Raw genomic sequence first — 24,423 nt, forward strand, 5'->3', positions numbered from 1 at the left:
TAGGACTGGCTAACGGCACAGTGTCTGACATGGATGCCTCCTACTCCCGCCGCCTTCTCTATCCGCCAATCCGGCCTGCACAGGCTTCGAGGCTGGCAGTCGGGGACGGCCACGACCTCTATGTCGAGGAATGCGGACGCCCCGACGGGCTTCCGGTGGTCACCCTGCATGGAGGTCCCGGCGGCGGCGCTTCGCCGGCCCTGCGCCGGTTTTTCGATCCACGCCGCTATCGCATCATCCTGTTCGATCAGCGCGGCTGCGGGCGTTCGACACCGCATGGCTGTCTGGAACACAATACGACGCAGGACCTGATCGACGATATCGAACGCATTCGCGTGGCGATGGGGGTCGAGAAATGGGTGGTGTTTGGCGGATCCTGGGGCGCGACCCTGGCCCTCGCCTATGCCCGTGCCCATCCGGACCGCTGTGTCGGCCTCATCCTGCGCGGCATCTTCACCTGCACCCAGCGCGAGCTCGACTGGTTTTACAGGGACGGCGCCAACATGCTCTTCCCGGACGCCTGGGAGCGTCTCGTTGACCCGCTGAGCCCGGAAGAGCGCGATGATATCATCCGCGCCTATTACGAGCGCCTGGCAGAGCCTGACATCATTCGTCGCCGTCCCGATGCGCTGGCCTGGTCACGCTGGGAAAGTGCGCTGATCTCGATGACCGGCGACCCGGCCGCGCCGCTGGCCGATCCGGTTCGCGCCGACGCGCTGGCGCGGCTGGAGAGCCACTACTTCTTCCACCGGGGTTTCTTCGAGCGCGACGGCGAGCTGCTCGAGGATGCCGAGCGCTATAACCACCTGCCCGGCGTCATCGTGCAGGGCCGCTATGACGTGGTCACCCCGCCGCAAACGGCATGGAGCCTCGCCCGGGCTTGGCCGCGAGCGAGGCTCCACATGATTGGCGATGCCGGCCATGCGGCCGGCGAGCCGGGCGTGGTCGACGCACTGGTGCGCGCGACCGACGCCTTTGCCGACAAGTTCGGCTAGCCGAGACCCAGCAACGAGCCGAAGGCGCCACCGTTGAACTTGGCATCAAGACCAAGCAACAGGATGAAACCGATCGCCGGCGGCACGACAAACTTCACACAGAAGTGGAAGAAGGCGAACAGCCCGTTCGAAGCGTGGCTCAACTCGGCTCGCATGATCGCCTTGGGAATGACCCAGCCGGTGAAGACCGCAACCAGCAAACCGCCGAGCGGAAGCAGGAAGCTGCCCGAGAGCCAGTCAACGAAGACCCCGCCGAATTCCGACGACCACACCGCGCCGGCGCCGATCATGAAGGCGAAAAAGCCCAGCAGCCAGGCTGCGGTCGGTCGCGAAAAGGAGGAATGCTCCTCGATGAAGGCCACGGTGCCTTCCAGCAGAGAGATCGAGGAGGTGATGGCAGCGATGAAGGCCAGTGCGAAGAAGGCACCGCCGATGATATTGCCGGCCGGCATGTCGGCGAACACGGCGGGCAGCGCGGTGAAGATCAGGCCCAGGCCTTCAGCCGGGTCCATGCCAACCATGAAAACGATCGGGAAGATCATCAGGCCGGCGATCAGCGCAACGGCAGTATCGGCACCGGCGATGATGACCGAGGACGAACCGATATTGGTGTCCTTGGACAGGTAGGAGCCATAGGTGATCATGATGGCCGAAGCGACCGAGACCGAGAAGAAGGCCTGGCCGAGCGCCGCCACAAAGGTCTGCCCGGTCACAGCCGAGAAGTCCGGCGTGAACAGGTAGGCAATCGCCTCACCCGCAGCACCGGTGGTCAGCGAGTAGATGGTCAGGCCGATCAGCATCACGAAGAAAAGCGGCATGAGGATCGTTGCGACCTGCTCGATCCCGCCCTTCAGGCCACGGGCCACGATCAGGACGGTGATCAGCATGAAGCCGGCGTGCCAGGCCAGCTGCGTGAATTCGCCCTGGTAGAAGAGATTGGCACCGTCCGGCTGGCCAAAGCCGCCGGCAAAACCCGCCGCGGAATAGGCCATGACCTGTCCGGCGATCACCGAATAGGTGGTCAGGATGAGAAAACCACCGGCTGTGCAGACCCAGCCGACGACCGCCCAATTGGCGGACTTGCCTGCTTCCTGGGCCATCTTGCGCGTCGATGAAATGGCCGATTGCTGGGCGTGGCGACCGATCGCGATTTCCGCCATCAGCACCGGCAGTGCGAACAGGATCACGCAGCCGATATAGATCAGCACGAAGGCCGAGCCGCCATTCTGGCCCGTCATGAAGGGGAAGCGCCAGAGATTGCCGAGACCAACAGCGGAACCGACCGCTGCGAGAATGAATGCGAAACGCGACGACCAATGCGCGTGCTGACTGGCTGGTGTTGCCGCCATGAGACTCTCCCCTGAAACAGGACGCGTTTGTGCGTCCACCCCTTACTGAATTGCCGCGCACACTTCCCCAACCGGCCCAGCCGGTCAAGCGCGCGACGTTGTTGCAGTGCGGCGCGGCCTCAGCCGAACAGCCCGGCCCCGCGCGGCGGTTCGGCATTGCGATGGATATGGGCGCCGAGGATCAGTCCGAAGCCCGCCATCACCGCGAGTACGACGGTACCGCCATAGGAGATCAGTGGCAGTGGCACGCCGACCACCGGCAGCAATCGCGAGACCATGCCGACATTGATGAAAACATAGGAGGCATAGGTCGTGATGATCCCGATCGTCATCACCCGCAGGAAGGGCGATTTGCAGCTGATCGCGATGATCACGCCCTGTGCCATGATCAGCGCGTTGACGGCCAGCACCGCGATGCCGCCGACAAAACCGAACTCCTCGCCAAGCGCCGTGAAGATATAATCGGTCTGCATCTCCGGCAAATAGCCCAGCTTGGACTGGGTGCCTTCGAGGAAGCCCTTGCCCGTCATGCCGCCCGAGCCGAGTGTGATCACAGCCTGGTTGGGGTGATAATTGATGCCCAGCGGATCGAAATCCGGATTGAGGAAGGCGTGGACGCGGTCCATCTGGTATTCCGCCAGAATGTTCTCAAGACCGTAGAGACCGATCCCGATCACACCGGCGAGACCGACACCGGCCACGATCAGGATGAACCACCAGCTCAAGCCCGCCATGAAGATGACCATCGCGCCGGTCGCCGCCAGCAGAAGCGTCGTGCCCAGATCAGGCTGGCCGACAATCAGCGCGGCCGGCATGCCGATAATCAGCAAGGGCGGCAGGAGGCCGGAGATCGTCGTGACCTTGTCGTCGGGCAGGTCGTGATAGTAACGCGCCAGCGCCAGGACGAGGGCCAGCTTCATGATCTCGGCCGGCTGCATGCGGATCGGGCCGAGATCGACCCAGCGCTGCGAGCCATTGATCGTGACACCATTGACCTCGACCAGGACGAGCAGGATCAGCGCGCCCACATAGACCGGATAGGCTACCCCCATCCAGAAGCGCGGCGGGAACATCGCGATCAGGATCATGCCGACAAAGCCGAGCCCGAAACGGATCACATGATTGATCGCCCAGGGTTCCCAGCTGCCACCGGCGACCGAGTACAACATGCCGACACCGGCCGCGCCGAGCAGCACGAGGAGCAGGACCAGCGTCCAGTTCAGCTCCATCATCTTGCCCGGGATGTCGCGCGGGACGCTCTCGCGGAAGACGGCCATCAGGCACCTCCCGGACGGGCATTGCCGAGATCGGCAAACACGCCGGCCCGGCTCGACGGATCGCGCGCCACGACACGACGCAGGATATCCCGCGCCGGGCGCGTTGCCGACGAGGAACCGCCGCCATGCTCAACCACGACCGAGACCGCGTATCTGGGGTTCTCGACCGGGGCGAAGCAAACGAACAGGCCGTGATCGCGCAGCCGCCAGGGCAGATCCGCCTGCGAGCGGATACCCGCCTCACGCTCGGCCGCGGTGATCGAATAGACCTGCGCCGTCCCGGTCTTGCCGGCCATTTCAACCCCGTCAATCCCGAACGGACTGAGATAGTGGGCCGTTCCGCCGACCTCCTCGACCACGGATCGCAAGCCGCCGCGGACATGGGCCAGTGTCTCGTCACGAAGTCCGATATGCGGGGCGGGCGGCATCATGGCATTGCGGTAGAGCGTCGGCGTCACGGCGCGTCCGGAAGCGACCCGCGACGTCATCACCGCCAGCTGCAGTGGCGAGGCCGTCACATAGCCCTGGCCGATACCGGTATTATAGGTGTCACCGGTCGACCAGCCCTGGTTATACCGGGCCCGTTTCCAGGCCGGGTTGGGCATGTTGCCACGCCGGACACCGGCAATGCCGATATCGAATTCAGCGCCGACCCCCATGCGCGTCGCCATCTCGTAGAGCCGGTCAATGCCGACACGCTGCGCGACTTCATAGAAGTAGATGTCGCAGGAGGTCTGGATCGCGCGATTCATCCCGACAACGCCATGACCCTGCGGGCGCCAGCAATTGAAGGTCCGGTCACCCAGGCGGGTCGATCCGGTGCAGCGCAGGGTCTCGTCGGCGCGGATGACCTCATGCTCGAGAGCCGCGGCCGCCACCACCGCCTTGAAGGTCGAGCCGGGCGGATACGTCCCCTGAATCGCCTTGTGATAGAGCGGGTTGTGGTCATTCTCGCGCAGCGCGGAATAATCCGCCGTCGAGATGCCGCCGACAAACATGTTGGGATCGAAACTGGGCGTGGAGACCAGCGCGATCAGCTCGCCCGTATTGACGTCCATGACCACGGCCGACGCGCTTTCGCTGCCCAGACGCTCATGCGCATAGCGCTGGATGTCGGCATCCAGCGTCAGCACGACATCGCTTCCGGCGACCGGCTGTGTTGATTGTTCGGGCAATTCGCGGATCACGCGGCCACGGGCATTGACCTCGGTTTTCAATGCGCCGGCCTGGCCGCGCAGATCGGCTTCGCGGGCGATCTCCACACCGGTCTTGCCGACCCGGAAACCCGGGTGCCGCAGCAGGCGTTCCGCATCGCGCGGATTATTGGCGATATCCTCGTCATTGGGCGGCTGCACATAGCCGATCACATGGGCAAAGGCGGGGCCATAGGTATAGGACCGCACCTCGCCGACATCCGGTGTGACACCGGCAAGGTCGGGTGCGTTGAGATTGATGGAGGCAAATGTGTTCCAGTCGAGATCGTCAGCAACCGTGATGGCGTGGAAGCTGCGCTGGCTGCGCGCGGTACGCAGGATGCGTTCACGCTCATGATCGTGCAGCGGCAGAAAGGGCTGAAGACGGTCGAGGGCCGAGGCGACATCGCCTGATTGTTCCGGCACCAGCAGGACCCGGTAGCTGTCGCGATTGTCGGCGACCGCCACACCGAAGCGGTCAAGAATGCGGCCGCGCGAAGGTGGCAGGAGGTTGAAATTGAACTGGTTGTCTTCCGACATCAGCCGGTAGCGCTCGGTCTCGAGCACCTGCAGCGAATACAGGCGCGCGCCCAGGCCCAGGAAGGCCAGCCCGCCCGCGCCCGCCATGAGGAGGGCGCGCCGCGTGAATTTCAGATCCTGTTCCTGTCGGTCGGCACGCATGGGCTTGTGTCATCACCCTCCGATAAAGCCGGAGCCACGCGACCGGCGGCGGCGCAGCACCAGATAGGCAGGCAGCGGAAACATCAGGATGGAAGCGATGATCTCGATGATCAATGGCTGCAGGTCGGCCATTTGCTCCAGCGCAAAGCTTCCGGCCGCAAAGGCAATACCGTGCGCCAGCAACAGCGTTGCGCCAAAGCGCAGCAATACCGGCGGCAGATCGCGCGGCATGCCGTCCTCGCCGCGGAAACGGAAGACCGAAATTGCGACCAGATAGGACAGCGCCCACACGCCCATCGGCGCCCCGGTCAGCAGGTCCTGGGTCAGTCCGATGGCAAAGACCGCGACGGGCGGCATGAATTGCGGTCGGACGCCAGCCCACAGGAAAATCGCCATCAGGGTCCAGGTCGGCATGATGGTCAGCCCGTCCACCAGACGCGTCGGCGAGGCCTGCACGATCAGCGCGACCAGGACCGAAGCAATACAGCCGGAAGCCGCCAGCCAGGGCGAGCTGCGTTCTGTCGGCTTTCTCACGGCGCCTCCTCGGTGGCGCTTGCGCCACCCGTATCATCCGCTGCTCCGGCCGGGGCATCGTCGACGTCTTCATCGATGCCGGTCCCGGCATCATCGCCGGTCCCGAGCGTCGGCGGCTGTTCCGGCTCGACCTCCTGGTCCGGCGGGGTCACACGCTCATAGGGCCAGACCCAGACGAAATCGACCGGAGCCTGGTCAGAATAGAGCCGCACCCGCCAGCCGCCATCGCGTGTCGCGACAGCCTCGCCGACCGGCAGGCCGCGCGGCAGGATGCCGTCATCGCCGGACGAGACGATCCGGTCGCCCGGCCGGATGTCCGGTGCCCGGCCGACATAGTCGAGGCGGGGAAATTCCGAATTGTCACCGACCAGGATGGCGCGGGCATTCGAGCGATCGGCCATGACCGGGACGCGGCTGTTCAGGTCGGTGAGCAGCAGGACACGGGCCGAACGGCGGCCGGTCTCATAGACCCGTCCGACCAGGCCATACAGATTGATGACCGGATAACCGTCGCGAATACCGGCCTCGCTGCCGCGGCCGATCAGGCGGGCGCGCACAAAGGGCCCGCGCGGGTCCGCCACGGTCCAGGCACCGATCCGGTCCTCGATGGCGGCGCTTTCAACGTCGAGCGCGTCCTCATAGACCTCGATACGGTCGCGCTGGCGATAGGCGAGATCTTCCCAGTAGCGCGCTTCGATCAATTGCTGGCGCAGCCGGGCGTTTTCCTCGGCCAGCTCCCCCTGCCGGCGCCAGTAGGGACCGATATTCTTTATCCCGCGCAGCGGCTGGGCAGCGAGATCAAGGAGGGGTGCGGCGACGTCGGTAAAGGTGGCGCGGAAGCCGGCGAAAGGTGCGGACCGGGATGCCGGGCGATCAAATGCGATCAACGCGCCGGAGACGACGAGAAGCGCGATGAACAGCGTTCGCGAAAATCGCACGCCGTGCTCAGCATCCTGTCGTGTTGAGCGTCGCGACGCCAACGCCTCACTCCTTCTCCCCCGTTGATGAGGTGGAGATTACACTGCTTCGGAGAGTATGGGACGCCAGATCCGAAGGTCTTCGACGGCCTTGCCACAGCCCAGCACCACACAGGACAGGGCGTCATCGGCCAGGCTGACCGGAAGGCCGGTCCGTTCGCGCAGCTCGGTATCGAGATTGCGCAGCAGCGCCCCGCCACCGGTCAGAACGATGCCCTTGTCGACAATGTCGGCGGCCAGTTCCGGCGGAGTCGCCTCGAGCGCCTGCTTGACCGCTTCAACGATCTGCTCGACCGGCTCGGACAGGCTGTCCGCGATCATCGCTTCCGTCACCGCAATCTCGCGCGGGACGCCATTCATCAGGTCGCGGCCCTTGATATCGAGCGACAGGCCCTCGCCCTTCACCGGCGGCATGGCAGAGCCGATTTCCTTCTTGATCCGCTCGGCCGAGGTCTCGCCGATCAGAAGGTTCGCCGAACGGCGGATATAGTTGATGATGGCTTCGTCCATCTTGTCGCCACCAACGCGGACGGACCGCGAATAGACAATGCCGGAGAGCGACATCACGGCCACCTCGGTCGTGCCGCCGCCGATATCGACGATCATCGATCCGGTCGGCTCGTCGATCGGCAGGCCGGCACCGACGGCAGCCGCCATCGGCTCGTCAATCAGGTAGACCTTGCGGGCACCGGCACCCAGCGCACTTTCGTGGATGGCGCGACGCTCGACGGCCGTGGCACCGGAGGGTACGCAGATCACCACTTGCGGGCTCACCATGGCCCGGCGGTTGTGAACTTTCTGGATGAAATGCTTGATCATTTCCTCGGCGACGTCGAAGTCGGCGATGACGCCGTCGCGCATCGGCCGGATCGCTTCGACATTGCCCGGCGTCTTGCCGAGCATCAGCTTTGCTTCTGCCCCGACCGCTTGCACGTGCTTGCGGCCCTTCTCGATCTTGTAGGCGACGACGGACGGCTCATTGAGGACGACGCCGCGCCCCTTGACGTAGACGAGCGTGTTCGCGGTTCCCAGGTCGATGGCGATATCCGCAGAGAGCAAACCGAAAAGGCTGTTGAGCATGGGGGTGCTGGATCTCGAAATGTGTGGCGGCAAAGCCGCGGTGCAACTGTTTTTCTTGTGCGATGCTCCGCGCGAGATTGCAAGGGGCGCACCGGCATTCAAGCTGATACCCGCCCGGCGTTAACCAGTTTTTGGGAAACAAATACGGGATTGATCGTTTGTCGGCCCGGATTAAGGCTCTTTGGCGGCAGGATCCTGAGACGTCGTGGCGGGAGCGCGGTTCCGGCGCAGCCAGACCCGCGCGACCAGCATGATACCGATCCAGGCGATGGCTGCGGCCGCGAAGGCGATGCCAAGGATGACCTTTCCCTCGGTCAGCATCGAGCGAATGCTCTCACCCATGAGGGCGACGATGAAGATCTTGGGCGCCGATCCCAGTGCCGTGCCGAGTGCAAAGGCCCAATAAGGGGTCCGCGCGACGCCGAACCCCATATTGACGACGATGAAGGGACCGGACGGAACCCAGCGTACCACCATCGACGCCAGCAGGCCGTTTCGGCCGATGAAGTCGGAAATCTTGTTGGCCCAGTCACCGCCATAGCGTTTGAGCAGGCCGGCGCCGAAATAGCGCCCGACAACATAATTCACTCCGGCCGAACACTGGGTGGCGATGAAGGCAAAGACAGCGCCATTGGTCGGTCCGAAGGCGACCAGGGCCGCGGCCATCAAACCGAATTGCGGGGCGCCGAGGAAGGACAAGGCCGTGAAGACGAGAATGGTCAGAGGCAGCGCATACCACTGGCTTGCCGAGGCTTCGAACCAGCTGCCCGCGGCGCCGGGCTCGATTTCGAGCACGAACCGGCCCAGCACGAAGACCAGGCCGACAATCAGGAATAGCGCCACCGACACGCCGATGGCCCGCGCAGCGCGCGCATCCATGCGCAGGATGAAGTCGGTCAGTCTGTTCATCAAAGCGTGAGCCCCGTCAAAACGGCGATCCGCCTAACTAAGCACGCTTTGCGTGACGGGCAATCATGCTGCGCCGTTTTCGCCATCGAGCAGCTGTCCGGCCATGTCGACCGTTTCACCCGAGGCGATGGCCGCCAGTTTCGCGCGCTGGATTGCCAGAACGCCCAATTGCTCGTCGAGCACTTTGAGAATGTCGCGGGCTTCTTCCTGGTCGATCCGGCCCGGGGAGCGCTCGGTCTCGCTCAGGCTTTCCATGATGGCAGAGATATTGCGCGCATTGCGGCGGCTCGCCTCACCGGCCAGGGCCAGCCAGTTGGCATCGTCGGCCTTGGTGATCGGCAGGAAAATGCCGCCGGCGAGGGCCGCAAGATGCTGGGCCGCAGCCGACGCGCCGGACTCGGTCAGCTTGGCGATACGGGCGTAGGAAATCTCATTGGTCGAATCCGGGTCAGCCAGCGCATAGACGCGCGTCCGACTGAGATCGAGCAGCTCCATCACCGAGGGAATGCCGCCGACTTCCTCGAAGACACGCGCCACCACTTCCTTGGGTTCGCCATAGCGCCGAACTTTGACCGGATTGAATGCCATTTCACGCCCCCGCACGCGATTCTTGTTCTGGATACACCTATTACAGGTGGCACGGCTTGTTGGCTATTTCGTGGCACCGTAGATGCGCTTGCGCAAATCCGCGCCGGCCGCCTCGATCGGCAGGTGCCGGTCGGCCGCCCGTTCGGCCTTCATCGCATCGCCCGCCTCATAGGTCTCAACCCATTTGCGCGCAAAGCGGTCGCTCTCGATATCGGCCATGGCGGCGTCGAAGACTGCAGCGAGCTCCGGGCCGGCGATCCGGTCCTCGATCTGGCGGGCGCCGAACTCGGCGGTATCCGAGATCGCCTCATACATGCCGGCAATGCCGCGGGACTGGATCAGGTCCGCCAGGTATTTGATTTCATGAACGCAATCGATATAGGCCATGCGCTCGCTGACGCCGGCGGCGACCAGGCGTGTGAAGCTCGCCTTGGCCAGCGCCACCAGACCGCCGACCAGAACCACCTGCTCGCCGAACAGGTCGGACACCGTCTCCTCGCGGAAACTGGTCGGGAAAATCCCGACCTCGCCCGAGCCGATGGCGGCGAGATAGGCCAGGGCCAGCTCGCGGGCCCGGCCCGAGGCGTCCTGGTGCACGGCCCAGAAGCCGATCAGCCCCTTGCCTTTCTCATACTCCTGACGCACCGCCCCGCCCGGTCCCTTGGCTGCGGCGAGGATGATGTCGGCATCGGCGGGCGGGGTGATCAGCCCGTAATGGATGGAAAACCCGTGACAGACGATCAGCGCCTGGCCGGGCTTGCGAAAGGGTGCGATCGCCTCGGTCCAGATCTGGCGGTGTGCCTCGTCGGCAGCCAGAAGGGAGATGGCATCCGCCCAGGCTGCAGCCTCCGGCACGCTGACCACTGCAAACCCGTCAGCCTCGGCCTTGGCGCGCGAGGGTGAGCCTTCCCGCAACGCGATTCGGATGTCCGCCACGCCGCTGTCGCGCAGGCAAAGCGCGTGCGAGCGCCCGTGATTGCCATAGCCGACAATCGCCAGGCGGCACGTCCTTACAGGCTCCAGATCGATATCGCGCGTATAAAGCGGTTCAGTCGTCTCCACCGTCATCTGCCGACTCACTCCCGGTTTGGCCGGGCTCATAGGACGGGTCATCGGTGCCCATGTCCAGCAGGCCGCGCCAGTCTCCGTCAGCATTGCGATGCCAGACCGTGACATAGGTTCCGCGGGCGACCGGAGCGGACATGTTGTCGCCATCGGTATGGATGCTCCAGACGCCCCAGGTGACGCCGAAATCATCACCGCTGCCGGCAAAGCCTTCCGACGGCTGCCAGTGCAGCAAGGTGTCACCCGTGAAGGGGGCATAAAGCGCCACGAAATTGTCGGTGCCGGTGACCGGCTCGGGCGTGCCGCGAATGAGGCGCCCCTCGCTGGCATCCATCCAGTGGGCAAAGGCGGCTGATGCGCCTTGCTCGGCCGCCATGCTGGCAAAGTCCCGGTCGGCCTGCAGGATGGCCGCGACGGTGTCGTCCGGGCCTTGCGCCAGGGCCGGTGCGGCCAGTGCCAGGGCGAAGCCGGCGCCGGCGAGCAGTGTTTTCATCTTGCGTCCCCCTCGAGAATGGCCGCCAGCGCGTCTCGCGCCACGACCGGATCGAGCGAGGTTATCCGGGCCCAGCTGGCGGCTTGATTACGAAACCATGTCCCCTGCCGCTTGGCGTAGCGGCGGCTGTCGCGCTTGGCGAGCGCGGCCGCCGCCTCCAGCGTCATCTCGCCGCGCAAATGGGCCATGAGTTGTGGCACCCCGAGCGCCTTGCTGGCCGGCAGGTCCGGATCGACACCGCGCGCCGCGAAGGCCGAGACCTCGTCCAGCGCGCCCAGCTCAAGCATGCGGTCAAAGCGTCGGTCGATGCGGGCATAAAGCGCCTCGCGATCCGGTTCGATCACGATGCCGCGCCACGCGCAGCCCGGCAGCGGCGGGACCGTATCGGCCTGGAATTCGCTCAGGGGGCGCCCGGTCTCGAAGACAACTTCGACAATGCGCATCAGACGCTGGCGGTCGGCCGCCTCGACGCGGGAGGCCGCGACCGGATCAAGCCGCAAGGCTTCCGCACGCAGACCCGACAGGCCGGCGATTTCCAGCAAGGCTGCCGTGCGTGCGCGCGCCGCTTCGCCGATCGCCGGTACCGGCGCCAGGCCGCGAACCAGGGCGTTGAAATAGAGGCCCGTTCCACCGACCAGTACGGGCACGCGGCCACGGCCCCGACAGGCCTCGATCCGTGCCAGCGCATCACGCGTCCACTGGCCGACCGAATAGCGCACCTGCGGATCGATCGTGCCAAACAGATGATGCGGCACCCGGGCGCGGTCGTCCGCGTCCGGCTGGGCGGTGATCAGTGGCAGACCGGCATAGACCTGCATGGAGTCGGCATTGATGATCTCGCCACCAAGCCGTTCGGCAGCCGAAATGGACAGGGCTGTCTTGCCCGCCGCTGTGGGGCCCGCGATCAGCAGGCAGGGTGTCACGGCCGGATCGACTGCAGCACGTACTGGCCGCCCCGATTGATCTGGAAACGGACCGGCCCGCCACCATGGCCCGCTATGATCTCCCGGATCGCCTCGACACTGTCGACGCGGGTGAACTCGACCTCTTCGATGACATCCCCCGGACGCACCTTGCCGGCCGCGTCACTTGCAGCATCGACCTCGGTCACCAGCACGCCCTCGGCATCAGGATGGACGCGGAAGCGGCGGCGCGACGCCGTGTCGAGCGCCCCGAACGTCATGCCCATGATTTCATTGCCATTGCCGGTGACCGGCGCCACAACCGCTTCATTCACGGTGTCACCACTCGCGCCGCCCTCAGACAGCTCACCGATCGTGATGCGGATCGTCATCGGCCGGTCACGCCGGATGATGTCGAGCTCGACTTCGCGGCCGATCTCGCTTTCCGCGACCATGCGCGGGAAGGAGCGGCTGTCGCGGACCCGGCGGCCGTCAAATTCCAGCACCAGATCGCCGGTGCGCAAACCGGTATTGGCGGCCGGACCATCCGCCTCGATGCGCGAGACAATCGCGCCATAGGGAGAGGTCAGTTCAAAGCTTTCGGCCAGCTCGGGCGTGACCCGCTGCACCGAGACGCCCAGCCAGCCGCGACGTGTCTCGCCGAATTCGACCAGCTGGTCGACGACGACGCGGGCGAGGTTGGACGGGATGGACAGGGAAATGCCGACGCTGGCGCCGGTCGGCGACAGGATGAGCGTGTTCACGCCGACCACATCGCCATCCATGTTGAACAGGGGGCCGCCGGAATTGCCGGTATTGATCGCGACATCGGTCTGGATGTAATCGTCGTAACGGCCCCCGGCCTCGCGGCCGCGCGCCGAGACCACGCCGGCGGTCAGCGTGCCGCCCAGCCCGAACGGGTTGCCGATCGCGATCACCCAGTCACCGACCCGCGCGGCATCACTGTCGCCAAAGGCAACGAAGGGCATTGGCTCATCGGTCTCCATGCGCAGCACGGCCAGGTCCGTCACGCTGTCGATGCCGACCACTTCGGCGCGAAACACGCGACCGTCCGGCAGGGAAACCTCAACCTCGTCAGCCCCGTCGATGACATGGTTATTGGTTACCACGATGCCGGCGGCATCGATGATGAAGCCCGATCCCAGCGAGTTGGCGATGCGCGGCGCATTGCCGAAAATATCGTTGAAACGTTCCAGCGGCGAGCCTTCGGGAAATTCCGGCAGACCATCCTCACTGTCCAGTCGCTGGGCGGCGGAGATGTTCACGACCGCCGGCGACAGGCGTTCGGCCAGGTCGGCGAAACCGTCCGGGGCCGGATGGGCCTCGACCGCCGGGGTCGCCATCATGGCGAGTGCGGTTGCAAGGCAAAGGGTAAGAACAAGAAGACGCTGCATGGGTATCCGCCGTGTCAGGGATGTGACGTTTCACTGGGTAGGTGCTGACACCGTGAATACCGCCTCGCGAGGGTGTGTCGCAACCGCGCTGACACAATCGTCATGTGCCGGCGTCATGCGCGGGGCCTCACAGGCCGACAGGAAAGAGCCCGGCCCGCTGCTGCGGTGCCGGGCTCGATCATGCCAGAAGGCGGGTCGGCGCTATTCGCCGGCCTGGGTCCGGAAATAGCGGAAGAATTCCGAATCCGGCGGGATCACGATCGGCGTGCCGTCGATGATCGTCTCTTCATAGGCCAGCATGGACCGATAGAAAGTGAAGAATTCCGGGTCGCGATTATACGCCAGGGCGTAAATCTCGTTCCGACGGGCATCGCCGGCGCCACGGATCCGTTCGGCCTCGGCGCGCGCCTCGGCCCGGATGATGGTCGCCTGACGGGTCGCATCGGCCCGGATTTCCGTTGCCAGCTGTTCACCTTCAGCCCGGATACGGGCCGCTTCCTGCTGACGCTCGGAACGCATCCGGTCGAACACGCGGTTGGCGATCTGCTGCGGCAGGTCAGCGCGCAGGATGCGGACATCGATCACTTCAATGCCCAGATCCTGGGTCGCCACCTGGGCTTCAACACGGGTCCGGACCCGCACCATCAGCTCGGCGCGCTGGCCGGAGATGACATCATTGGCCGGGATCGAGGCGATCACGCCGCGCAGGCTGTCATCCATGATCGAACGCAGGCGGGCCTCGGCACCGGCTTCGTTGGTCACGGTCTGGTAGAAGCGCAGCGGATTGGTGATCCTGTAGCGCAGGAAGGCATCAACCACCAGGCGGACCTGGTCGGCGGCCTGGATTTCCTCCGGCTGCATGTCGAATTCCAGGTTGCGCTTGTCGAAGATGATCACATCCATGACGAAGGGCAGCTTGAAGTGCAGGCCGGGATCTTCCTGACCGGGCTGGTTGACGGCACCGACCGGCTCGCCGAGGCGGATCAGCAGGGCCTGTTCGCGCTCGTTGACGGTGTAGACACTCTGCAGGCCGACGAAGACGCCGACGACCAGAATAATGATTCCAAGGGTGCGGATCATCAGTTGTTCCCTCCCGACTGGTTGCGCGTCTGGGTGCGCGGGGCGTCGAGCTGATTGAGCGGCAGGTAAGGCACGGCGCCGGCATCAGCATCCAGGATGGTCAGGTTGGACCGGCCAAGCACGCGTTCCATCGTTTCCAGATACATCCGGCGACGGGTCACTTCCGGAGCCAGCGAGTATTGCTCGTAAATGGCCACGAATCGGTCGGCCTGGCCCTGGGCTTCGGCAATCACGGAGTCGCGATAGCCTTGCGCCGCCTGGGTCAGCTGGGCCGCTTCACCGCGCGCCTGCGGGATGGTCGAGTTGGCAAAGGCGGTTGCCTGCAGGCGGACCTGCTCGGCATCCTGCTCGGCCGCATCCACGTCGCGGAAGGCATCGATAACGCTGGCGGGCGCCTGCGCGGTCTGCAGGTTGACCTGCAGGATCTGGATGCCGGCATTGTATTCGTTCAGCACCGACTGGAGCAGGTCGCGGGTCCGCTGCGAGACCTCGCCACGACCGACCGTGAAGATGAATTCGCGGTCCGAGGTGCCGATCACTTCGCGCATCGCGCTCTGGGCAACATCCTGAACCGTCTTTTGCGGATCACGGACATTGAACAGGAAGGCCCGAACATCAACCACACGCCACTGCACCGAGAAATCGATGTCGACGATGTTCTGGTCGCGGGTCAGCATCTGACCTTCCGAACCCTGGCCGATCGTGACCGTCCGGGTCGCGGTGACATCCTCGATGATCACCGTTTCGACCGGCGAGGGCAGTTTGAAGTGGAAACCGGATCCGGTCGTGCGGGCGAACTCGCCAAAGCGCAGAACCACGCCTTCCTGGCTCGGGCCGACCTGGTACCAGCCGGAGCCCGGCATGATGAACCATATGCCGACCAGGATCAGCAGGATGAGGCCGAAGCCGAACGCCCCTGCCCCGCCGCTGCCGCCGGTTTCGCCATCCTTGCCGGAGCCGCCACCGCCGAACATGCCGCGAATCTTGCGCTGCATGTCGCGGACGACCTCGTCGAGATCGGGACCGTCCGGTCCGCCGCCACCCGGGGGACGCTGTCCCCACGGATTCTGGCCGTTATTATTGTTTCCGCCGGAGCCCCACGGGCCACCGCCGCCTCCACCCTGATTGTCGTTCCACGGCATGTGCTGGATCGATCCTCTCAATTTCCGTTGTGCCTTAAATGAACGCATGCGCGCTGCGGTTCAAGGGTAATCGGGCGGGACCGCGCAGCAGCGCATCCCCCCTTTGCCCCGCAGGCGACCTGTGTCAGGCGCGCTCGAGCGTGCGCAGGATGAAGGCGTGATCATCCCGCTCGCCGGCCGGATGGGCCTCACGCGCCACTTCGCGCCACTCGGCCTCGACAATCTCGGGCAGGCGGGCATCGCCCTCGGGCGCAGCGTCCACCTCGGTGAGATAGAGCCGTTCGACCAGGTTCATCATCGCAGCATAGATCTGCGCCCCGCCGATCACACACACCTCGGTGACACGATCCTGCCGGGCCTGGTCGAAGGCCGCATTCATGGCCTCGCCCGGATCGGGCACCACGCAGGCGCCCTCGGCCTGATAGCCGGCCTGGCGCGTGATCACGATATTGAGCCGCCCGGGCAGCGGCCGCCGCGGCAGGCTCTCCCAGGTCTTGCGCCCCATGATGATCGGCTTGCCGGTGGTGATCGCCTTGAAGCGCCGGAGGTCGGACGACAGGCGCCAGGGCAAATCCCCGTCCGCACCGATGACGCCGTTGGCCCCACGCGCGACGACGAAGGCGATCCTGGGAATGATGGTGACCATGGCTCAGCCCTCCCCCGGTTCCAGCACCGCACTGTCGCGATCCAGCCAGTGCAGCCATTTATCCTGCATGGCCTGGTCCATATCGATGCCCTCGGCCTTGGCCATGATCAACAGCATGCCCAGCGCATCGGCCATTTCCAGTGCCAGCTGCTTGCGCGCCGCCGCGTCGGCGGGACGGCGGGTGCGGCCAGTGGTGGTGAGATAGGCCTGGGTCAGCTCGCCGATCTCCTCCTGGAGTTTCAGCAGCGGCCAGTCGCCGGAACGATCAATCCCGAAATGCGCGGCATAGATATCGGAGACCCGGACGATCCTGTCGGCCAGCGCGTCGAGCGGTCCGGACATCGCGCCCGCCCCTAGACAGCGACCGGGGCGGCAATCCGCGGATGCGGGTCATACCCTTCCAGCGCGATGTCCTCATACTCGAACGCAAACAGGTCTGTCGCCTCCGGGTTGAGCCTGAGCTGCGGCAGGGCGCGCGGCTCACGCGAGAGCTGTTCGCGGACCTGGTCCATATGGTTGGAATAGATGTGGGCGTCACCGAAAGTGTGGATGTATTCGCCCGGCTCGAGCCCGCACACCTGCGCCACCATCGCCGTCAACAGCGCATAGGAGGCGATGTTGAAGGGCACGCCGAGGAACATGTCGGCCGAACGCTGATAGAGCTGGCAGCTCAGCTTCCCGCCCGCGACATTGAACTGGTAGAGCGTGTGGCAGGGCGGCAGCGCCATGTTGGGCACATCGGCCGGGTTCCAGCCCGACACGATCAGCCGCCGCGAGGCGGGATTGTTCCTGATCTGCTCGAGGATATTGGCCAGCTGGTCGATCTCGGTGCCGTCCGGCCCCTCCCAGCGGCGCCATTGCTTGCCATAGACCGGGCCGAGATCACCATTCTCGTCCGCCCACTCATCCCAGATCCTGACGCCGCGCTCCTGCAGCCAGCGCACATTGGTCTCGCCGCGCAGGAACCACAAAAGCTCGATGGCGATCGACTTGAAATGGACCTTCTTGGTGGTCAGGAGCGGAAAGCCCTTGGAGAGGTCACAGCGCAGCTGGCGCCCGAACACCGAGACCGTCCCGACCCCGGTCCGGTCGGCCTGCTCGGTGCCGCTTTCCAGGATATCGCGCAGGAGGTCGAGATAGGCGCGCTCGACGTCCGAACCCGCCGTCCCGGCCCGCGCCGCCGCAAAGCTCTCGCTGTCGATAACCGCCATGTCGCTCTCCCGGTGATTCTGCGGTTCGCAGCATGACAGGGAAGCCGGAACGATTGAACCAGCGAGGCCAGATCAGCCGGGGATAGCGGCGGCAAGTGATTGGCGGGGTTGCGGCAAAATGGATCCGACCGCCTTTCTGCCCCCGTTTGCGGGGGAAGTGGACCGGCGCGAAGCGACGGGCCGAAGGGGGCCGGGATTAAACGGGGACACGTATTAAGCGGGGACACGCAGTGAGGGGGAGCGTGCCAGACCGCCTGCGGCCGCCCCTCCGTCTCGCCCTGCCAGGCGCGACGCCTCCCCACGATGCGGGGAGGAAAGGCCGACGTGAGGGGCCTTAGTTGCCGGCGCGCGAGCGCGGGCTCATCCATACCCCATTCTCAGCTAGCCAGACGTATGCTGGCAAGGGATGTATGGGTAGGGGTGCGCCTGCGGCCGCTACCGCCGGCCTCTCGCCTCGCCCGCCCCCCATCGACACGGCGCCGAAGCGCCGCGTCGATCAGCGTGCGACCTAACCGCCCATATAGAATACGTTCAGCTTGTTGCCGTCCGGGTCGCGGAAATAGCCGGCGTAGAAAGTGTCGCCGCGCGGGCCGGCGGGGCCTTCGCAGGTCGCGCCGAGCTCTTCGACGGCCAGCTTGTAGACCTTGTCGACCTGTTCCTTGCTGTCGGCCTGGAAGGCGGCCATGACGCCATTGCCGACAGTGGCCGGCTCGCCATTGAAGGGTTTGGTCAGGCCGATACCGGCGCCGCCGCCGGGCTTGCCCCAGGCGATGAAATTCTCGTCGCCCATCATCCGGCCGACGCCGAATTCGGCGCACAGCTTGTCGTAGAAGGCAGCCGCCTTCTCGATGTCATTCGTCCCGAGTGTCACATAGCCGATCATATCATCCTCCAAAACCGGTCGCATGTTCATATTTTGTTCCGGCGCGATTTTAGCAAAGCCGGACCGGCTGGCAAGGGAGAAATCGGGGTCGGCGGGATCAAGCTTTTGTGACGGCCCGGGGTGGCGCTAACAAGCCCCTACCCCGCCAGCGCCTCGAAGAAATGCATGCGACAGAGCGAGAAATAGTCGGATTTTTCCACGGCGACCTGTGCGCCTTCGGCGATGGCGCGCCCGTCGGGCTGGCGCCGCAGATTCATCGTCGCCTTGCGGCCGCAATGGCAGACGGTGCGGATCTCGCGCAGATGGTCGGCCAGGGCCAGGAGTTCGGCCGAGCCGGCGAAGAGGTCACCGCGAAAATCGGTGCGCAGCCCGTAACACAGGACCGGCAGGCCGAGCACATCGACGGCGCGGGCAAGCTCGCGGACCTGGGCGGCGGTGAGAAATTGCGCCTCGTCAAGAAAGACGGCGCCCAGCGGTCCGGCCGCCTGGCGCGCCGCGATGGCGGCAAACATGCCGGTCTCGGGTCGATAGATATGCGCCGGCGCACGCAGGCCGATGCGGGACTCGATCTCGCCGCGCTCGTCAGCCGGGTCGGCCGCATGGTGGACCGAGGTCCACAACATGACCTGCATGCCGCGTTCGCGGTAATTGTGGGCCGCCTGCAGGAGGATGGCCGACTTGCCCGCATTCATGGCCGAATAATGGAAGTAGAGCTTGGACATGACACCTTGCTAGCGCGATTCCGGGGCGGGGAAATCCGGTCGCTCAGGGGGCGCGCCGCCGAGCCTGCTGCCTCGTGTGCCAGCGAAGCGGGCCGGATCGCACCGGTTTTCCCCGCTATCGCCGACGCTTGCTCAGGCCGCCTGCTCATTCAGCGATTGGGCCGCCAGCGAAATCTCGTCCGCCGAAGCCTGCAGCGCCTCATTGCCACGGGCGATATCGGACATCGCCTCGGAGACCTGTGACACATCCGAGGCCGCCTCGCCCATATTGCGGCTGATATCGCGGGTCACCGCGACCTGCTCCTCGACCGCAGCGGAAATGCCCGAGGCGATCTCCTCGATCTGGCCGATCACGCCGCCAATCCGCGTGATGGCCTCGACCGCTCCGGCGGTATTGTCCTGCACGGCCGTAATCTGTTCGGTGATGCTGACGATGGCGCTGGCGGTCTGGCCGGCGAGATTCTTGACCTCTGAGGCCACGACCGCGAACCCCTTGCCCGCCTCGCCGGCCCGCGCCGCCTCGATGGTGGCATTGAGGGCCAGAAGATTGGTCTGTTCGGCGATCGAGTTGATCAGTTCGACGACCTGGCCGATCGACTGGGCTGCCGTGGACAGCGTGTCCATGACAGTGGCGGTCTGCTTGGTCTCGGACACCGCATCCTTGGCGACATTGAGCGCACCGGAGACCTGCTGGCCGACCTCCTGGAAGGAGGCCGACAATTCCTCGGCGGCGGCAGCAACGCTCTGAACCATGCTGGCGGCCTTGCCGGACGCGTTGGAAGCCTGATCGGTCTTGTGGCCGGCATCGGCAATATTGCGACTGACCGATTCCAGCCCGCGCCCGACCTGCTCGCGCACTTCATTGCGGCGCAGACGCGCCCTGACCGATGCCGTCACATCAATCGCCAGCTTGACCACGCTGGTCGGATTGCCGTCGAAGTCGAACACCGGATTATAGGTCGCCTGGAGCCAGATCTCCGCGCCACCCTTGCGGAAACGCTTGAATTCGCCCGCCTGGAACTTGCCGGCCCGGAGCTGGTCCCAGAAGTCCGTGTAGGCCTGTGTCCGGACCATCTCCGGATCGCAGAACATCGAGTGGTGCTTGCCTTCGACTTCTTTTGCCGAATAGCCCATGGCTTCACCAAACACATCATTGGCAGCCAGTATGTTGCCCTGCATATCAAAGCGGATCAGGGCCTGGGAGCGCTCGATCGCGTCCATCGTGCTCTGATATCTGAAGCGGCGCACCCGGCGTTCGGTGATATCGGAGGCCAGCTTGACGATGCGAACGACCTTGCCCGCCCCGTCCTTCACCGGGTTGTAGGTCGCCTGGATCCAGACGGTTTCGCCGCCCTTGCGGATGCGGCTGAATTCTTCAGTATGGAAGATGCCGGCGCGCAAATCATCCCAGAATTTCCGGTAATCCGCGCCGTCCGCCTCACCCCCGGCGAGGAACATCCGGTGCTTCTTGCCAACCACCTCAGCCGGCGCATAGCCCATCACCTGACAGAAATTGTCGTTCACCTCGAGAATGGTGCCGTCAGGTTTGAAACTGATCATGGCATAGGATTTTTGGATCGCGTCCAGTACGGACGTGTCCCGGGAGTTGAAGATATTCATGGTCGTCAGCCTCGCTGGGTTGCCGAACAGCTTGCCCCTTGCCCCCAAGCAGCGCCGGTTAACCATAACCTAGGCGCGTGTCTGGAAACGAAATGTGAAGACACCGCGCAAATCGCGCCGCCTCATAAGATATGATCGGCCGCCCTTGATCAGGCATTGCTGGCAAGGTGGAGAGCGCTTTCGGCTTCACAACAGGCGCATCGAAAACAACCTCCGGTAATCTCGCCCTGTTCCGGGACCCGCTCGCTCCGACCTTGCTGCCCGCCCCTCCGGTTCCGGGTGGAAGAGCGCCGTGCGGACGCGCTGGGCCGCCCCCTTCAATGTCGGCGCCATATCGCCTATATTGAGGATGTCGGCTTGCCGACTATGGCGATAAACGCGCTTGTAATAACCGGACCGGACCCGGGGGCAGTACCCGGCGGCTCCACCATAACTGTTCCGCGTTGGCGGACATGCCTGGGGCCGAAACAGGATCGACGGACGGGTAAAGAAGATGGCTTTCGCCGGGGTGAGGCCCCTTACAGGCTCATTTTCAGAGTTGCCAACGACAACTTTGCTGAAGAGGTCGCTCTCGCTGCGTAGTCAGCGCGGGTAATCTCGCACTAAACTCCTATACCCTTTAGCCGGTATAGGCGGGGCCCGGAGGCGCCTGGCAACAGAAGCCTCCACTCATTCCCCCTCGCCGCGCGCCTGCGCCCGGACCCGCCTCGGGTCACCCGGCCCGTTGCCGCACCGCGCCTGATTCGGGTCCTAAGGAAGAATGAACGCGCAGGCGCATAAACCATGACACGGGGATCGCGCGCCCGCGTGCGATGGACAGTACGGTAAAAAAACCAGATACCAAGCCTGTCATCCCTCCGGCCCGTGAGTTCGCGCAATGGGGCAATCCCGCCCGCATATTGACCGTCTGGAAGACAGCGTCCTGCAGCTGCGTTTCGACAGTGATGCGGACTGGGCCGACCTCCTGACAGGCGTCGAAGGCCTGTCCGAACGCAACCTCTCGGGCAGTCCCCTGAACTATCTTCTGGAGTTTGCCGGTCGTGTGACCTTCTCCAACCAGGGCCGGGCCGAGAATATCGCGGAATTCTTTATCCAGTTTATCCCCGCACGCTCGGCTGTCGCCATCGTGCGCCCCGGCGATCTGGCCGACACGCCCGGCGCTGCCGTCTTCCGCACGCGCCTCGCCGAGGCGGGCTTTCTGACCTGCTGTTTTGACAACAGCGAGGCGGCGCGCTTCTGGCTCGCCCTGCACCCGCCGCATTGCGGAAGCTCCGCCAGCCCTTGCGGACCGGACTGCGATCGCGCGCTCTCCTCCGACTGCCCGCCCATACAGTACGGCTAACGCCCCCGGGAACGGTGTCGCCATGTGTATTGGCGCCGCCCTTCCTCGTTGACGTCGATGCGGCTTGGAGTACCTTTCACGGGGGATACCGGGGGAGTAGGTGATGGCCAAGGATCTGATGCGTTATGACCTGATGGCGCAGGATGCGCTGCGGGGCGTCGTGCGCCAGGCGCTGCTCAAGGCCGCGGCGCCTGAAGGCCTGCCCGGTCCGCACCATTTCTATATCACCTTCCGGACCACCGCGCCGGGCGTCGATATCGACCCGACCCTGCTGGAAAAATACCCGGAAGAAATGACGATCGTGCTCGAGCACCAGTTCTGGGACCTCAATGTCACCGAGACCGGGTTCGAGGTGACGCTGAAATTCTCCGGCGTGCCGAAATACCTGAAAATGCCCTATTCCGCGATCTCGCGCTTCCACGACCCCAGCGTCGGCTTTCACCTGCAGTTCGAGCATGAAGGCACAGAGGACGAGACCGGTTTTCCGGGCGATGATCCCAAGCCGAAAAAGGGCAAGGGCGGCTCCGCCGGCAACCCGTCCGGCGATGCCGGAGATGGCGCCCAGGTCGTCAGCCTCGACAGTTTCCGCAAGAAGTGACCGACCGGTCGCATCTGGTCGCGCCCGATCTGGCCGGTGGTCCGCCGCCGGACCCGCTCGGCGATATCCAGATACGCGAGCGGCTTTCTCTGCGCGGTTCGCGCACCAATGTCTCGACGCTCCTGGGCTTCGAGCTCGTCGATTTTTCGGTTGAGGCGCGCTGGATCGAGGCCGGTTTCAGGCCAACCGCGCAACTCGCCAATCTGCGCGGCAGCGTCCAGGGCGGTATCATCACGGCCATGCTGGACGAGGTGATGTCGCTCTCCGTCCTTGTCGCCGAGCGCTTCACCTGCGGGGTGCCGACGCTGGAAATCAAGACCAGCTATTACCACCCCCTGCCGATCGAGCCCTGCCGGGCCCGCGGTCAGGCGGTGCGGATTGGTGGCCGGATTGCCTTCATGGAGGGCACCGTCTGGACCGCCGCCGGCGAGATCGCCGCCAAGGCGAGCGCGACCTGCCAGGTCCGCCGGGTAAAGCCTGCCGCCAAACCGTGACGGCGACCCCGCCCCTGCCCGCCCCGCTGGCCGGCAAGGTCGCCGCGCTTTGCCTCATTGCCGCCGCCCAGGTACTCGCCCTGTCCGTCTGGTTTGCCGGTGCGGCAGCCCTGCCCGCCCTGGTCGCCGCCAGCGAGATCGGCCCCCTCAAACAGGCCGGCCTGACCAGCAGCGTGCAGCTCGGCTTTGTGATCGGCGCCGTCGCCAGTGCCGTGCTTGGCCTGGCCGACCGGATCACCCCGCAGCGCCTGTTCGCCGCCGGAGCCATCACGGCCGCCCTTGCCAATCTGGTCGCCCTGGCGCTGGAGCCCGGCAGCCTGGCGATGATCGCCAGCCGGGCCGTTGCCGGAGCCGCACTGGCACTGGTCTATCCGGTCGGGATGAAGCTGGCGGCCAGCTGGGCGCGCGGCGATGCCGGCCTGCTGGTCGGCCTGCTGGTCGGCGCCCTGACCCTGGGCTCGGCCCTGCCCTTTGCCTTCAATCTGGCCGACACCGTGCCTGACTGGCGCCTGCCCTTTGCCGCCTCGGCGCTGGCGGCGCTCATCGCCGCCGGTCTCATCCTGTTTGCCCGCGGCGGCCCCGGCCTGCGACCGGCGGCTCCCTTCGACCCGGCCGCAGCGCTGCTCGCCGTGCGCGATCCGGCCCTGCGCCTGACCAATCTGGGTTATCTCGGCCATATGTGGGAACTCTATGCCATGTGGGCCTGGATCGGGCCCTTCTCCCACGCCTATTGGCTGAGCCGCGGCGGCAGCGCCCGCCTGGGCGATCTGACCGCCTTCGCAGTGGTCGCCAGCGGCGCCATTGCCTGCCTCGCGGCCGGCCGCCTTGCCGACCGGCTCGGCCGCACCCGGATCACCATGATCGCCTTGGCAATCTCCGGCGGGTGCGCCTTGCTGGCGGGCCCCGGCTTTACCCTCACACCGTGGATCCTGATTCCGCTTCTGATTATCTGGGGCATGGCGGTGATCGCCGACAGTGCCCAGTTCTCCGCCGCCATCACCGAGCTCGCCCCGCCCGAGCGCACCGGCACCCTCCTGACCCTGCAAACCGCCATGGGTTTTGCGCTGACCGTGATCATGGTGCAGGCGCTCGGCGTCTGGATCGACCGGGTCGGCTGGACATGGGCCTTCACGCCGCTGGCCATCGGGCCGGCGATCGGTATCTGGGCGATGGCGCGGCTGCGGGCCCGCCCGGAAGCAGCCCGGCTGGCCGGCGGACGCGGTTAGG

At 65.2% G+C, this 24,423-nt stretch carries 25 protein-coding genes and 1 other RNA gene; 6 read left to right on the forward strand and 20 right to left on the reverse strand.

What is annotated here, in order from left to right:
* Positions 1-29: 29 nt before the first annotated feature.
* Positions 30-995 carry a prolyl aminopeptidase gene (pip, locus tag QZZ02_RS07185; protein WP_291843422.1) on the forward strand — a complete coding sequence of 322 codons (966 nt, stop codon included), beginning with the start codon at positions 30-32 and terminating at the stop codon, positions 993-995.
* On the opposite strand, the gene QZZ02_RS07190 is transcribed toward pip, so the two are convergent.
* From QZZ02_RS07190 to QZZ02_RS07285, 20 genes are all read right to left on the reverse strand, one after another.
* Positions 992-2,344 (reverse strand): sodium-dependent transporter, encoded by a 1,353-nt coding sequence (locus QZZ02_RS07190; RefSeq protein ID WP_291843326.1) that lies wholly within the window; start codon positions 2,342-2,344, stop codon positions 992-994. The two genes, pip and QZZ02_RS07190, sit on opposite strands and share 4 nt — an antisense overlap.
* A gap of 119 nt (positions 2,345-2,463) precedes the next feature.
* Positions 2,464-3,621 (reverse strand): rod shape-determining protein RodA, encoded by a 1,158-nt coding sequence (rodA, locus tag QZZ02_RS07195; protein ID WP_291843327.1) that lies wholly within the window; start codon positions 3,619-3,621, stop codon positions 2,464-2,466.
* Positions 3,621-5,495: a penicillin-binding protein 2 gene (gene mrdA, locus QZZ02_RS07200; RefSeq protein ID WP_291843330.1), complete on the reverse strand. Its 1,875-nt coding sequence runs from the start codon at positions 5,493-5,495 to the stop codon at positions 3,621-3,623. Before mrdA ends, rodA begins: the two co-directional genes overlap by 1 nt.
* A gap of 12 nt (positions 5,496-5,507) precedes the next feature.
* Complete coding sequence (mreD, locus tag QZZ02_RS07205) at positions 5,508-6,029, reverse strand: rod shape-determining protein MreD (RefSeq protein ID WP_291843331.1); 522 nt, start codon at positions 6,027-6,029, stop codon at positions 5,508-5,510.
* Entirely contained in the window at positions 6,026-6,967 is a 942-nt protein-coding gene (mreC, locus tag QZZ02_RS07210) for a rod shape-determining protein MreC (protein ID WP_291843332.1), read from the reverse strand. The genes mreD and mreC overlap by 4 nt, the downstream gene beginning before the upstream one ends.
* Before the next feature lie 78 nt (positions 6,968-7,045).
* Positions 7,046-8,086 (reverse strand): rod shape-determining protein, encoded by a 1,041-nt coding sequence (locus tag QZZ02_RS07215; protein ID WP_075190414.1) that lies wholly within the window; start codon positions 8,084-8,086, stop codon positions 7,046-7,048.
* Between the two features lie 171 nt (positions 8,087-8,257).
* Complete coding sequence (locus QZZ02_RS07220) at positions 8,258-8,995, reverse strand: VTT domain-containing protein (RefSeq protein ID WP_291843334.1); 738 nt, start codon at positions 8,993-8,995, stop codon at positions 8,258-8,260.
* 63 nt (positions 8,996-9,058) lie between these two features.
* Positions 9,059-9,583, reverse strand: a complete 525-nt coding sequence (locus QZZ02_RS07225) for a hypothetical protein (RefSeq protein WP_291843335.1) — start codon at positions 9,581-9,583, stop codon at positions 9,059-9,061.
* 63 nt (positions 9,584-9,646) lie between these two features.
* A complete protein-coding gene (gene ilvC / locus QZZ02_RS07230; protein WP_291843336.1) occupies positions 9,647-10,651 on the reverse strand; it encodes a ketol-acid reductoisomerase in 1,005 nt (334 codons plus the stop codon).
* Complete coding sequence (locus tag QZZ02_RS07235; RefSeq protein WP_291843337.1) at positions 10,632-11,141, reverse strand: hypothetical protein; 510 nt, start codon at positions 11,139-11,141, stop codon at positions 10,632-10,634. Before QZZ02_RS07235 ends, ilvC begins: the two co-directional genes overlap by 20 nt.
* Positions 11,138-12,064, reverse strand: coding sequence for a tRNA (adenosine(37)-N6)-dimethylallyltransferase MiaA (gene miaA, locus QZZ02_RS07240; protein WP_291843338.1), 927 nt, complete (start codon positions 12,062-12,064; stop codon positions 11,138-11,140). Before miaA ends, QZZ02_RS07235 begins: the two co-directional genes overlap by 4 nt.
* A complete protein-coding gene (locus QZZ02_RS07245; protein WP_291843339.1) occupies positions 12,061-13,458 on the reverse strand; it encodes a Do family serine endopeptidase in 1,398 nt (465 codons plus the stop codon). Before QZZ02_RS07245 ends, miaA begins: the two co-directional genes overlap by 4 nt.
* Positions 13,459-13,659: 201 nt before the next feature.
* Positions 13,660-14,538 carry a protease modulator HflC gene (locus tag QZZ02_RS07250; RefSeq protein WP_291843341.1) on the reverse strand — a complete coding sequence of 293 codons (879 nt, stop codon included), beginning with the start codon at positions 14,536-14,538 and terminating at the stop codon, positions 13,660-13,662.
* Entirely contained in the window at positions 14,538-15,680 is a 1,143-nt protein-coding gene (gene hflK / locus QZZ02_RS07255) for an FtsH protease activity modulator HflK (protein ID WP_291843342.1), read from the reverse strand. Before hflK ends, QZZ02_RS07250 begins: the two co-directional genes overlap by 1 nt.
* Before the next feature lie 124 nt (positions 15,681-15,804).
* Complete coding sequence (locus tag QZZ02_RS07260) at positions 15,805-16,326, reverse strand: dihydrofolate reductase (RefSeq protein ID WP_291843343.1); 522 nt, start codon at positions 16,324-16,326, stop codon at positions 15,805-15,807.
* A gap of 3 nt (positions 16,327-16,329) precedes the next feature.
* On the reverse strand, positions 16,330-16,668 hold the full coding sequence (locus QZZ02_RS07265) for a phosphoribosyl-ATP pyrophosphohydrolase (RefSeq protein ID WP_291843344.1): 339 nt from the start codon (positions 16,666-16,668) through the stop codon (positions 16,330-16,332).
* Between the two features lie 11 nt (positions 16,669-16,679).
* Entirely contained in the window at positions 16,680-17,537 is an 858-nt protein-coding gene (locus tag QZZ02_RS07270) for a thymidylate synthase (protein ID WP_291843345.1), read from the reverse strand.
* Positions 17,538-18,045: 508 nt separating this feature from the next.
* Positions 18,046-18,420 (reverse strand): VOC family protein, encoded by a 375-nt coding sequence (locus QZZ02_RS07275; RefSeq protein ID WP_291843346.1) that lies wholly within the window; start codon positions 18,418-18,420, stop codon positions 18,046-18,048.
* A gap of 137 nt (positions 18,421-18,557) precedes the next feature.
* Positions 18,558-19,142 (reverse strand): thymidine kinase, encoded by a 585-nt coding sequence (locus tag QZZ02_RS07280; RefSeq protein ID WP_291843347.1) that lies wholly within the window; start codon positions 19,140-19,142, stop codon positions 18,558-18,560.
* Positions 19,143-19,274: 132 nt separating this feature from the next.
* The gene (locus tag QZZ02_RS07285) at positions 19,275-20,762 is read right to left on the reverse strand and encodes a PAS domain-containing methyl-accepting chemotaxis protein (RefSeq protein ID WP_291843348.1); all 1,488 of its coding nucleotides are present in this window, start codon (positions 20,760-20,762) and stop codon (positions 19,275-19,277) included.
* A gap of 312 nt (positions 20,763-21,074) precedes the next feature.
* Here QZZ02_RS07285 and ssrA point away from each other — a divergent pair.
* From ssrA to QZZ02_RS07310, 5 genes are all read left to right on the forward strand, one after another.
* Positions 21,075-21,432, forward strand: a transfer-messenger RNA (tmRNA) gene (gene ssrA / locus QZZ02_RS07290).
* A gap of 207 nt (positions 21,433-21,639) precedes the next feature.
* Positions 21,640-22,104: a hypothetical protein gene (locus tag QZZ02_RS07295; protein WP_291843352.1), complete on the forward strand. Its 465-nt coding sequence runs from the start codon at positions 21,640-21,642 to the stop codon at positions 22,102-22,104.
* Between the two features lie 103 nt (positions 22,105-22,207).
* Complete coding sequence (locus QZZ02_RS07300; RefSeq protein WP_291843353.1) at positions 22,208-22,702, forward strand: ClpXP protease specificity-enhancing factor SspB; 495 nt, start codon at positions 22,208-22,210, stop codon at positions 22,700-22,702.
* Complete coding sequence (locus tag QZZ02_RS07305; RefSeq protein ID WP_291843354.1) at positions 22,699-23,196, forward strand: PaaI family thioesterase; 498 nt, start codon at positions 22,699-22,701, stop codon at positions 23,194-23,196. Before QZZ02_RS07300 ends, QZZ02_RS07305 begins: the two co-directional genes overlap by 4 nt.
* On the forward strand, positions 23,193-24,422 hold the full coding sequence (locus QZZ02_RS07310; RefSeq protein WP_291843355.1) for an MFS transporter: 1,230 nt from the start codon (positions 23,193-23,195) through the stop codon (positions 24,420-24,422). The genes QZZ02_RS07305 and QZZ02_RS07310 overlap by 4 nt, the downstream gene beginning before the upstream one ends.
* The last annotated feature ends 1 nt before the right edge of the window (position 24,423 follow it).

Source organism: Maricaulis sp., from assembly GCF_015665295.1.
GTDB lineage: Bacteria > Pseudomonadota > Alphaproteobacteria > Caulobacterales > Maricaulaceae > Maricaulis.